Origin of the sequence: Helcococcus sueciensis DSM 17243 (assembly GCF_000423145.1) — a bacterium.
Lineage (GTDB): Bacteria > Bacillota > Clostridia > Tissierellales > Peptoniphilaceae > Helcococcus > Helcococcus sueciensis.
Genome location: NZ_AUHK01000010.1, coordinates 15,245 through 27,883 on the forward strand (window position 1 = coordinate 15,245; position 12,639 = coordinate 27,883).

The following is a 12,639-nucleotide window of genomic DNA, read 5'->3' on the forward strand; positions in this document are numbered from 1 at the left end:
TTAGATTCGATTTCCCCAAGGAAAGTATTAGGAATACAAAAAACCAGAAACAAATAATTTTAAATGTCTCTGGTATAAAGTCCAAATTTTTGGGGTTAAAAGTTTCCAACAGATTTTTCTAATATTTCTGATATTTATTTCTTGCAATAATAGCTCCAACAAATGTTATTACGATACTCCAAGCTAATATTATAAATATACTATTTATAAAACTTGCATTTAAAATCTTGTATTTTACCATAACCGTATTGTCTGTTATTTGGCTTGCAAATGTATATGTAAATGGATTGAATAGTTTAAATGCATTTATATTTATAACTGAGTTTGATAAAAATCCAATCACATATATTATACCCACTAAAATTGTAAGTAGAATTCTGTCCTTAATAAATATTGAAATAAGTGTTGCAATTGATGATAGTAAGAGAGCTTGTACACCTATAACTAACAATACTCTTAATAAATATATGTATATTGGTATTGTTCTTATTAAATCTATAGCTTCATCACTTGTGATAGAATTAGGTTTTGAAGTTAATTTCAGATACTCAATTATTGGTTGTCTATATTCTCCAATTCCCTCAACTACTATTCCTATTAAAAATATAAATAATGATAAAAAGATATATACTCCAACTATAACTATTGCTTGTGAAATAATTTTTGTAATATGATATTTTCTCTTATCTATCGGTTGAGTGTAGATAAAATCTAAATTCTTTCCATAGTCTTTTTCACTAACATAGCCACTTATTACCATAAATAGAACTAAAACCATAAATATTATATCTAAATCTTGATATTTTAGCATCTTGAAATTGCTATAAATGCTTGAATTAGTTAAATATGTATTTTCTTTCCTAAAGTAGTGTTCTAGAGGACGTGTAGTAAATTCATCATACTCCGAATTTAGGAATGTTTTTCTATAAATGGGTTTTATATTTTCTTCAATAGCTTTTGAATTTAACATATTTGTTTCGAATTTTGAAATAATATAAGCTTGTCCAGACTTATATGCATAATAAGATGTAGCATTGTAATTAAAATACGTATCATCTCTATCATTAAGATATTCATAAAACTTTCTTGAATCGTTAGCTTTATAATATTTATTTATATTATACATTAAATCATATTTTTGTTTTTTATCTTCTAAATCCATTATTAGCAATTCTGCATTTTCTTCACCTAAATATTCTATATCTTCTTCAAGTTGTTTGATTCTATCTCTAAAATATTTAATAGCTCCATTATCTCCAACTTCAAATTTTAATTTATCATTAACTTCTTTTATATTAAAACTATATATAGAAAAAATAATTACCATGGCTCCAAGCAAATAAATAACAAAACCTTCATTTTTTATTAATTTATTTATTTCAAATCTAAGAATATTATTACTGTACCTTTGTTCTTTTTTGCTTTCTAAACTAGTTCTTAAATCATGATTAAATATTCTAATTGAAACCTCAACGATTACAAATGAGACTATTAAAAAAACCAATAAATAAATTGAACTACTTTGATAAATGTATTCATATAAACTTGTTCCATCAACTTTCACAATTTCTTTCGTTGTACCTATTAGAGATCTTACATGATCCATTGCAAATATTGGATTATATCTGTTCTGTAAAACACTTATATTTTCCGTAAGGGTGTACATTAATCCAGAAAATACAATTAAAATAGATATGGATTTACTATCACTTCTTGTAATTACATTTACAAAAAGAATAATTGAAGCAAATAGTATGTTTAAAATAATAAACGAAAGCAATATTAAAGGAATAAGTTGATATGCTTTAATGTATTTAATTTCATCTCCTATATTATAGATTCTAAATATATCTCTAAACTCCCACAATCTAATTCCTTGAACTGCGCATATTATATAAAAGAATATAAAAAAGCTAAATACATATATTATAGAATTTAAAACTATTGGTATAATTTTAGAATATATAAGTCTTCGAATTGATTTAGGTTGAGTACGTAAAAGAGTAATTGTCCCTTTTTCTTGTTCTTTACTTAAAATCCCATAAAAGCAAAGTATCATAAATGCAAGATATGGAATTCCAAATATTATTTTACTATTGTATACTATACGTCTTGCATAATTGGTAGATAATATCTCTTCACTACTCTTAGTAAATAAAATATCATTATCATGATAATATTCAGATTCAAATATTCCATAATCAAATGTCTTTTTAGTAGCTTCATCTTTTATTACAAAGGGATATTTATCCATATACTTTTTGAGATTTTGGAAAAAATCATAATCAAGCTTTTGTATAAATTTTCCTTGTTCATACATTTCCTTGAAAGAGTACTTTCTATAATTCACTAAAAAATGTTTTAATTTACTATGGCTTTCTCTTGCATATTTAAGAAATGCTTGATTATACTCTTCAAAAAACTCTTCTCTATTATCAAAACTATAAACTTGATTATCTATGATTCTAAAAAATATCAAAGTCGGCCCCCCTTCCTCATAGGAGGGATAATTCAAATCGATTGGTGTTGAATTATTTGATATATAATTAGTGTATAAAGCCATGACAAAAGAAAAAATTATAGTAATTATAAATATATTAGATTTTATTAATTTCTTAATTTCAAATTTTAGCATTCTTTATCCTTTTATAATTAAAGAGAAGTGAATAGAATGCAAATTAATTATCCACTTCTCTCATTAATTTTATTCACATGAATTTACTCTTAAGTATGGATTTTCTCTTAAATATAAATATCCTTCAAAGTAGTAGTTTCCCTTATTATATAAATATCCAGAATAATAATGTCCATTATGTTTTACCGTTTTATAAAAATATGGTTTGTCTTTTGGTTGCATACCATCATATTCTCCATATTTTATAAATTGTGGAACAACATATTGTGGATTATATTCAATATTGGTGCTTTGTCTATCATTTATATCAGTCTTAGCAATAGCTGTACTATTAAATAAAATAATTGGTATCAAAAATATAATAAAAATAAGCATAACATATTTTTTTCTCATTAATTCCCCTCCTAAAGTCTATACAATACATATTAGAGACAAAACTAAGAAATCGATTTCATGATATTATTATACTACAATATTTGTATCTTTTCAATTTATAATTTATAAAAATAAATAAATCCTATTTTATTTACTTATTACCCGCTTCTCGCCTATTTCTATAATTTCTATCATAAAATATTTTATCTTCATATCCTTGAATAATCTTGTCCTCATCAGCATCAAGTAGTCTTTTTTCTGCCCAAGCAACATAAAGTTCATTTTGTTCAATAGAAATATATCTTCTATTTAATTTTTTTGCGGTAACAGCCGTTGTTCCTGAACCAGCAAAAGGATCCAATACTAAATCATTTTCATTTGAAGATGCTAGTATTAATTTCGCTATTAATTTTTCAGGTTTTTGTGTTGGATGAGCTGTATTTTCTTTCATTGACCAAAAAGGAATTGTGATATCATCCCAAAAATTTGATGGATAAGTATCTCTATATTTTAAATTTGAATCTTCTTTCCAATCTTTAGCCTTACCATCTTGCTTATATGGAGCAATTACTCTACGTCTTTTTTTGACATCTTCCACATTAAAAGTAAACTCAGTAGATTTGGTTACATACCATATATCTTCCATGGAGTTTTTCCAATTATCTTTTGATCCTCTCCCCTTTTCTCTTTGCCAAGTGATTCTATTTCTAACAATGAAATGACTTGAAATTACATTTGCTATGACTATTGAAGATTTCCAATCACAACAAATATACATTGAACCATTTTCCTTCAATTTATCTTTTAATTTCAATATCCAAGATTTAGTATATTCCTCGTATTCTTTTTTTGATACTTCCGAAAAAACATTTCCATGATAATTCTTCCTTAAATTATAAGGCGGATCAACTATGATAAGATCAATAGAATTGTCTTTTATATAGTCTAAAACTTCAAATGTATCTCCAATAATATTTTTATTAATCAAATCATTAAATTTTATATTCTCATTGAAATATATAGATTTTTTTAAAAAATCTCTTCCTTCTTCTATTGAGAAATCTATTGTTTTATTTCTTTTTGACTTTTTCATCTCATTTCCTTTAATTATTATATTTATATTTTAAAGTATATGAAATTTAATAACAAGTAGATTAGTTTAATAATATTAGACCATCCTTAGTGAGTTCATAACATTTATCACATACTTCATTTATAAAGTTTCTATCGTGTGAAACCGAAATAATCGAACCCTTAAATAATTTTAGAGCATTTATAATTTCCGGTTGAGAAAGAGGTGATAGATTTCTCGTAGGTTCATCTAATACTAAAACTTCACATTTATCTAAATTCATTTTAGCAAAAAATAATTTAGCTTTTTGTCCACCTGATAAAGATTTTATATTTCTATACATCTCTTCCCTCTTAAAATTCAAAGATCCTAAATAAGTTGAGATTTTAGAATGTTCATCCTTGGTAAAATCTTTAGATAAATATTCGATAGAATTCATCTCATATTCTTCAAGTTCAAAATATGTTTGAGGCATATATCCAACATTGAGATTTAAATCTTTCAACTCTTTTATTATTATCTTTAATAGAGTTGATTTACCAACACCATTTGTCCCTATAATACAGATTTTTTCAGGTCCAATAACTTTTAAATTTATATTTTTAGACAAAATCTTCTCCGCAATTTCAAGCTTTTCTAAATACATATCTAAAATAACTTTTCCATTAGGGATATTTATATCTTCATCAAAATTTATAGATATTTCATCTTCATAATCGGGAGCTTCTGTAAGGTTTTCTTTTTCTTTCTCTAAAATTTTCCCCATGGCTTTAACTGTATGCATCTTATCTTTCAGATTTTTACCAACTTCCGGATTGTTAGGTTTTGTATCTCTTAATGAATCTTGTACAGAATCATGAATTCTTCTATATCTAGAAACTTTCTTATCAAACTCTTCTTTATCTTTGTTAGCTCGTTTTATCTGATTTATTATATTTACTGACCTTTGATCTACATATTCTTGGTAGGTCAAAGAGCTAATAGTATGCTTTGTTTTTGAACGTCTTAATATTTGTTCAAGATGAATTATTCTATTTGCAACATTTGATAGAAGTTTAATATCATGTGAAATAAATATAAGTGGTATATCTAAATTTTTCATAAAATTTTCAAGCCATTTAACTGATTCTAAGTCAAGATCATTACTTGGTTCATCCATTAAAATTATAGTAGGTGATTTCATCAGTTCTACTAATAAAATATATTTTATTCTTTCACCACCAGATAAGGTCGAGATATATTTAGTATTAGAAATTAATTCTTCATCAAAGTTTAGTTCCCCAATTAATTTATAATAAAGATTATAGTCAAAAAATTCATAGGAAATATTTTCTTGTAAATATTCTTCAGTTGTCTTTTTTAGTATTTCTTCATCTATTGATTGTGGGAAATAAGCTATATTTTCCTTGTTTATAAAAATTTCTCCAGAAATAGAACATATATCTTCTACCAGGTTTTTATCATATATAGCCTTCATTAAGATTGATTTACCATTTCCCTCTTCACCTATAAGAGCAACCTTGTCAGTTTTATTTAATGAAAAAGTAAAATCTTCTATCAATGGGCGTAAGTCTTCTAATAAGTATATGTTTAGATTATTAATTTGTAGCATAAATCCTCCTTTAAATTTGAGAATGTATGCCATAATATATGGATATTAAAAATTATAGAATTAGATTTTATATATAAAAAAATCTGTTTATATAGATAAACAGATAGGTCCGTGCTAAATGATATCATATAAAATGGCATACTAAACAGTTCAGGAATATTATTCCTGCTAACTATATAAGTATTAAATTCATTAATCCATTTTATAAAATTACCATCCCCACTCTCCTTTATTATGATAATTATATTTTATACTTTATTTAGATAATATTCAATTATAATTTTACTTTCCTTCACTTTAAATAAATCTTTAATCTTTGATTTTTTAAGTAATTTAGTCTACAATAAGTGTAGACTTATCAAGTTATTAAGGATTTTATCCTACTTGATTGGTGATAGATTACTTAATCGTTTAGTTATATGTAAAAAACTTCAAAGATTTTAAAATCTTTGAAGTTTTTTCATTTATTCTAATGCTTAAAAACTAAACCATTTTCATCAGCACTTATTTGAACATCATCTTTTTCTTTTATTTCTCCTGCAAGCAATTTTCTAGCTAGACTAGTTTCTAAATTCTTTTGTAGGAATCTCTTAATTGGTCTTGCACCAAATGTTGGTGAATAAGCATTTTCTATAATATAATCTTTAGCTTTTTCATCTATAGATAAACTAATCTTTCTATCTTCTAGTTTTTCAGAAATCTTAGCTAATTCTAAGTCTATTATATGACTTATTTGAGCTTTTCCTAAAGGTTTGAACATAACTATTTCATCAATTCTGTTTAAGAATTCTGGTCTAAATCTAATCTTTAATTCTCCATCAACTTTATCTCTAGCTTCTTCGCTTATTTGACCCTTATCATCTAATCCATCTAGTAAGTATTGAGAACCAATATTAGAAGTCATGATGATAATAGTATTTTTGAAATCTACAGTTCTACCTTGATTGTCTGTAAGTCTACCATCATCAAGCACTTGTAATAATATATTGAATACATCAGGATGAGCTTTTTCAATTTCGTCAAATAAAACTACTGAATATGGTTTTCTACGTACAGCTTCTGTAAGTTGTCCGCCTTCTTCATACCCCACATAACCTGGAGCAGCACCTATTAATCTTGAAACTGAATATTTTTCCATATATTCAGACATATCAATACGTATAATATTTCTTTCATCATCAAACATTAATTGTGTCAATGCTTTTGCTAGCTCTGTTTTACCTACACCTGTAGGTCCTAAGAATATGAATGAGCCTATAGGTCTATTTTCATCTTTTAATCCTGATCTAGCTCTTAAAATAGCTTCTGAAACAGCTTCAACAGCTTCATCTTGTCCTATTACTCTTTCTTTTAATCTTTCACCAAGAGTTAATATTTTTTCTTTTTCAGTTTCTTGTAATTTTGAAACAGGAACTCCTGTCCATTTTGAAATCACTTCCGCTATTTCTTCTTCTGTTACTTCTTCTTTTAATCCGGATTCTTCTCTTGCTTTTTCTTGTGTTTCTTTTAATTCTTCAGTTAATTTTGGAAGTTCTCCATATTTTAATCTTGATAATGTATCAAAATCATAACGTCTTTCGGCATCTTCTATTTCTATTTTTAATCTATCAATTCTTTCTTTGATTTCATTTTCTTTATCTAATACTTTCTTAGAATCTTGCCATTTAGCAAATTTTTCATTATATATGTCATCTTTTTCTTTTATTTCTTTTTCAAGTAATTCAAGTCTTTCTTTAGAATATTCATCAGTTTCTTTTTTAAGAGCCGTAATTTCAATTTGTAATTGTAATATTTCTCTTCTTAAATCATCTATATCACTAGGCATTGAATCAATTTCAGTACGAACCATTGAAGATGCTTCATCCATTAAATCTATTGCCTTATCCGGTAAGAATCTATCCGTAATATATCTATTTGATAATACAACTGCAGCTATAATTGCTGAGTCGGCTATTCTTATACCATGATGTATTTCATATTTTTCCTTAATACCTCTCAATATTGAAATTGTGTCTTCAACACTTGGTTGATCTACTACAACTTTTTGGAATCTTCTTTCTAAAGCTCCATCTTTTTCAATATATTTACGGTATTCATTTATTGTAGTTGCACCTATTACTTTTATTAAACCACGTGATAGAGCAGGTTTCATGATATTCCCAGCATCCATTGCGCCATCTGTTTTACCTGCACCTACTATCATATGCATTTCATCTACAAATAGTATAATTTCTCCATCTGATTCTTCGACTTCTTTAATTACTTCTTTTAATCTTTCTTCAAATTCACCTCTATATTTAGCTCCAGCTATAAGTGCAGCGAGATCTAAAGTTAGTAATTTTACATTTTTAAGTTTTTCAGGTACATCATTATTTATAATTCTTTGAGCTATACCTTCAACTATTGCTGTTTTACCAACACCAGGTTCACCTATTAAGACTGGATTGTTCTTAGTTCTTCTTGAAAGTATTCTAATTGCAGATCTAATTTCTTCATCTCTACCAATTATAGGATCGATTTTACCTTCTTGAGCCATTAAAGTTAAATCTGTTGTATATTTTGATAGACTTGAATCTTCTCTTTGAGAATTTTGGTTTTGACTATCTTTCTTGAATTCATTGAGCTTTTCACTAAAAGTTTTGTAATTTATTTGTTTATCATTAAAAAGTTTTACAATATCATTATTTTTTTCATCTAATAGAGCTAAAAATATATGTTCAATACCTATATATGAATCATTAAGTTTTTTAGCTTCGTCTTCAGATTTTAATAATATTCTTTGATAAGTTGTACTTATACGTGTGTCACCACCAGATTGTTGTGGTAATCTTTCTACTATATTTTTTAATTCATCTCTAATTTGTTGTGAGTTTTTACCCATTAAATTTACTAATCTAAAAATTAAACCATCGGAATCTGAAAACATTGCATAAGCTAAATGTTTTTCATTAATTTCTGGATTTGAATTTTTTATCGCAATATTTTGGGCTTTTTCAATGTATTCTAGTGCTTTACTAGAAAATCTATTCATATCCATATTATGCCTCCATTAGTTTTTTATATATTTCTTCTTGTTCTTTGGATAATTTTGGATTTACTATCTTGATTTGAAGATACATATCTCCAATTTTTCCATGTCTATCTTTAAATCCTTTTGATCTCAATTTTATTTTTTTATCTGTTTGAATATTTTCAGGAATATTTACTTTTATTTTCCCCTCAAATGTATTAACAACTTTTTTAGTTCCAAAGTATGCTTCCCATGGAGTAATTTCAATATTTTTAATAATATCTAGACCATCTAATTTATCTTTATCTACAATATTTATTTTCACATAAATATCTCCTTGAATACCGAAATTATCTCCTTTTATTTTAATTTTCTTTTTATCTGTAATTCCTTGTGGCCATTTAATTTTTATATCTTTATTTTCTCCAGCAAAGTTTACAGATACTGATCTTTCCCCACCTTTATAGGCTTCTTCAATTGTAAGATTTTGTTCTATATCATAACGAGGTCTTTGTTTTCTATTAGTTGTAAAATTTCCAAATAAATCTTGGAATCCTCTTCCTTTTGAACTTTCTCCAGATGTAAACCCTCCGAATCCTCCTCCACCAAATATGGTTTCAAAGAAATCTGAAAATCCACTTGCTCCAGATCCTGTGTATGTGTAACCATATTGTGAAGGATCGAAGTTCATACCATCTTGATAAGCTGAGCCAAATTGATCATATTTTGCTTTCTTTTCTTCATCTGATAAAACTTCATATGCTTCATTTACTTCTTTTAATTTTTCTGCAGCTTCTTCTGAGCCTTTATTTAAATCTGGATGGTATTTTTTCGCTAACTTTCTATATGCTTTTTTTATTTCTTCTGGTGTAGAACTTTTATCTACTCCTAAAATTTCATAATAATCTTTATATTTCATATTTCCTCCAACTCTTTGACTTTTATTTATAATCTTTGACTATCTTTGACTTTTATTTTATTATACATTCTTTACTTAAACATTTCAAGTGTTTATTACAATATTTTAATATTTATATCTGGATAAAAATATCTAATTTTTATATAATAAACGAAAGGAGTAATTATGAATCTAGATAATAAACTAAAAAATTGGTATTTAAAATTAAATAAAAATGTAAAATTAGCTTTTATTTCAACAATAATCATCGGTTTAGTTTGTCATATTTATATGATGACAAATAAATGGGTAAATTTAGATGATATAGTACAGATTGTTGATACTATGAATAGAACAACTTCGGGAAGATGGTTTCTAATGTTTCCAGCTGCTATCGGAAGTGAATTTTCTCTTCCATGGCTAAACGGACTTCTTACTATCATATATACAGCATTTATATCTTCAATTATAATTCAGATGTTTGATATTAAATCAAAGATTAATACTGTATTAATCTCTGGAATACTTGTAACATTCCCGACTTTAGGATCCCTTATGCCATTTATGAATACACAAGATGCCTATCAATTTGGTGCGTTGCTTGCAACTATAGGAGCCTATTTATTAGTCAAAAAAGAAAATGGTTATATATATACAATAATTTTGCTGACATTATCTTTAGGAATATACCAAACTTATTTAGGACTATCAGCTGGATTAATTTTAATTTATATATTAATTGATCTTTTCGAAAATAAAAAAGATTTTAAAGAAATTTTAATACTATGTATAAAAATGGCTTGTTCATTTATTTTAGCAATAGCTTTATACATATTGATTTCAAGAGGAATATTTGGAAAATATTTAGTTGATTACAAAGGCCTTGACACCATGGGTTCATTACCATTAAATAGATTACCAGAGGTTATTTTTAGCGCATATAAAGCATTTTTCTTATTCTTTATAGGACAAGAATTCAATTATCATTGGATATGGATGCCTCCATTCCTAGCTTTAATTGTACTACTAACCGTTTATCTAATAGTATATCTAACTAATAAATCAAAAATAGAAACTAAGAATAAAGCACTTGTTGCAATAATAGTTTTACTATTTCCACTGGCTATAAATATAATTTATGTAATGAGTTTCGAAGCTGGAGTGATGCTAAGAATGGCTTACGGATATACTGTAATGTTTATGTTTCCATTGATATTACTAGATTATATTTATGAAACTCATAAAGAAATGTTCACAAAAACACCAAACGGATTGATATCAGAAGATATTAAAAACTCTAAAAAGAACTTAGTTTATTATTCATCATGGATATTAACTATTATTTTAATGCTAAATGTATACAACAATATTTATGTTACAAATAAGGTATATTTCAAAGTTGGAATGACAAATGAATCATCAAATGCATATGCCAATAGAATAGCTATGAGAATCGAAGCTGTCGATGGATATGAAACAAATACAAAGATTATGATGCTTGGTAATCCTGACTCTAGAACTTCCTTTACAAAATTAATTGATACTAGGGATATTGAACCATTTATAATCGCAAATCATTTAACCAGATTATATTCATTTAAATATTATCCAAATAAATTTCTGGGACTACCAAATATAATTAATGATGAAGACGAAATAACAGAAGAGCTTGAACCCTTAAGAGATATTATCGAATCCATGCCGCTATATCCTGCAGAAGGTTCAATTAGAAAAATAGATGATACTATTTATATTAAATTTAAAGATATAAAATAAAATAATAAAATTTTATTTTTCTAAATTTTAAATGTTTATTTCTTCTTATATTCGTGATATAATTAACATATAATGAAGATATAAGGAGGATTTATGGTTAGAATATTTTCAAGCCCATCTCGCTATGTGCAAGGTAAAAATGTTTTGTTTGACAAGGTTGATCTAGTTAAACAATTAGGAGATAAGATTTTACTACTAGCAGATGACACAGTATGGGAAATTGTAGGTGAAAAATACGCAAGTCACCTTGAAGAACAAGGGCTTTCCGTATATCGTGAAGCTTTTAATGGTGAAGCTTCTGAAAATGAAATTAAACGTGTTGTAAAAATAGGTAAAGAAAAATCTAGCAATGTAGTTATAGGGTTAGGAGGAGGAAAAGCTATAGACTCCGCAAAGGCAATTGCTGAAGACCTTGGAGCTGCAACAGTAATTGCTCCAACTATCGCTTCAACAGATGCTCCTACATCTGCACTATCTGTTATCTATTCAGATAATGGTAATTTTGAAAGCTATCGTTTCTATAAAAAGAATCCAGATTTAATTTTAATGGATTCTCAAGTAATTGCTAATGCACCTGCAAGTTTCTTGGCAGATGGTATAGCAGATGCAAGTGCAACTCTCGTTGAAGCAAGATCTAATACTAGATCAGAATCTACAACTATGGCTGGTGGAAAACAAACAATAGCAGCTCAAGCAATAGCGGAGGTTTGTCGTGATACTCTATTCGCATATTCAGCTAAAGCTCTAGCAGCTGTAAAAGAAAATTTAGTTACTCCAGCAGTTGAAAAAATAATCGAAGCTAATACTCTTCTTTCAGGTTTAGGCTTTGAATCAGCTGGTCTATCCGGTGCTCATGCAATTCATAACGGTTTTACAGCTGTTCATGGTGCAATTCATGATAAAACTCATGGTGAAAAAGTTGCTTATGGTGTACTTGTACAACTTATGTTGGAAGATGTGGATAAAGAAGAATTAGATCAATATATAAGATTCTATCAAAGTATTGGTATGCCTACTACTATGGCCGAATTAAACTTAGACAAATATAGCGATGAAGATTTATTAGCTATAGGTAAACAAGCTACAGCAGAAGGTGAAACTATACATGCAATGATAGAAAAACCTACAGCAGAAGATGTAGTTTATGCAATAAAAGCTATAGATAGCTATGTTAGAAATAATTTTAATAAATAAAATAAAGAAGTCTAGGAATTTTATCCTAGACTTCTCTATTTTTAAATATAACTAGACTAAAAACAAA

8 protein-coding genes are annotated in these 12,639 nt (G+C 26.9%); 2 read left to right on the forward strand and 6 right to left on the reverse strand.

Going from position 1 to position 12,639, the window contains the following annotated elements; all coding sequences use genetic code 11:
- Positions 1-118: 118 nt before the first annotated feature.
- From G534_RS0104015 to G534_RS0104040, 6 genes are all read right to left on the reverse strand, one after another.
- Positions 119-2,635, reverse strand: a complete 2,517-nt coding sequence (locus tag G534_RS0104015; RefSeq protein ID WP_027347982.1) for an ABC transporter permease subunit — start codon at positions 2,633-2,635, stop codon at positions 119-121.
- A gap of 69 nt (positions 2,636-2,704) precedes the next feature.
- Positions 2,705-3,028 carry a hypothetical protein gene (locus G534_RS0104020; RefSeq protein WP_027347983.1) on the reverse strand — a complete coding sequence of 108 codons (324 nt, stop codon included), beginning with the start codon at positions 3,026-3,028 and terminating at the stop codon, positions 2,705-2,707.
- Positions 3,029-3,161: 133 nt separating this feature from the next.
- Complete coding sequence (locus G534_RS0104025) at positions 3,162-4,103, reverse strand: DNA-methyltransferase (RefSeq protein ID WP_027347984.1); 942 nt, start codon at positions 4,101-4,103, stop codon at positions 3,162-3,164.
- Between the two features lie 61 nt (positions 4,104-4,164).
- Positions 4,165-5,694 (reverse strand): ATP-binding cassette domain-containing protein, encoded by a 1,530-nt coding sequence (locus G534_RS0104030; RefSeq protein WP_027347985.1) that lies wholly within the window; start codon positions 5,692-5,694, stop codon positions 4,165-4,167.
- Between the two features lie 469 nt (positions 5,695-6,163).
- A complete protein-coding gene (clpB, locus tag G534_RS0104035; RefSeq protein WP_027347986.1) occupies positions 6,164-8,731 on the reverse strand; it encodes an ATP-dependent chaperone ClpB in 2,568 nt (855 codons plus the stop codon).
- 1 nt (position 8,732) lies between these two features.
- Complete coding sequence (locus tag G534_RS0104040) at positions 8,733-9,623, reverse strand: J domain-containing protein (RefSeq protein ID WP_027347987.1); 891 nt, start codon at positions 9,621-9,623, stop codon at positions 8,733-8,735.
- 165 nt (positions 9,624-9,788) lie between these two features.
- On the opposite strand from G534_RS0104040, the gene G534_RS0104045 reads away from it, so the two are divergent.
- Together G534_RS0104045 and G534_RS0104050 are read left to right on the forward strand one after the other, a co-directional pair.
- Entirely contained in the window at positions 9,789-11,378 is a 1,590-nt protein-coding gene (locus tag G534_RS0104045; RefSeq protein ID WP_027347988.1) for a glucosyltransferase domain-containing protein, read from the forward strand.
- A gap of 93 nt (positions 11,379-11,471) precedes the next feature.
- Complete coding sequence (locus G534_RS0104050) at positions 11,472-12,572, forward strand: glycerol dehydrogenase (protein ID WP_027347989.1); 1,101 nt, start codon at positions 11,472-11,474, stop codon at positions 12,570-12,572.
- Positions 12,573-12,639: the final 67 nt, after the last annotated feature.

Excerpts from the sequence above, each read along its gene's own strand:
- clpB (WP_027347986.1), bottom strand. The coding sequence starts at position 8,731 with ATGGATATGAATAGATTTTCTAGTAAAGCACTAGAATACATTGAAAAA.
- G534_RS0104040 (WP_027347987.1), bottom strand. The coding sequence starts at position 9,623 with ATGAAATATAAAGATTATTATGAAATTTTAGGAGTAGATAAAAGTTCT.
- G534_RS0104030 (WP_027347985.1), bottom strand. The coding sequence starts at position 5,694 with ATGCTACAAATTAATAATCTAAACATATACTTATTAGAAGACTTACGC.
- G534_RS0104025 (WP_027347984.1), bottom strand. The coding sequence starts at position 4,103 with ATGAAAAAGTCAAAAAGAAATAAAACAATAGATTTCTCAATAGAAGAA.
- G534_RS0104020 (WP_027347983.1), bottom strand. The coding sequence starts at position 3,028 with ATGAGAAAAAAATATGTTATGCTTATTTTTATTATATTTTTGATACCA.
- G534_RS0104045 (WP_027347988.1), top strand. The coding sequence starts at position 9,789 with ATGAATCTAGATAATAAACTAAAAAATTGGTATTTAAAATTAAATAAA.
- G534_RS0104015 (WP_027347982.1), bottom strand. The coding sequence starts at position 2,635 with ATGCTAAAATTTGAAATTAAGAAATTAATAAAATCTAATATATTTATA.
- G534_RS0104050 (WP_027347989.1), top strand. The coding sequence starts at position 11,472 with ATGGTTAGAATATTTTCAAGCCCATCTCGCTATGTGCAAGGTAAAAAT.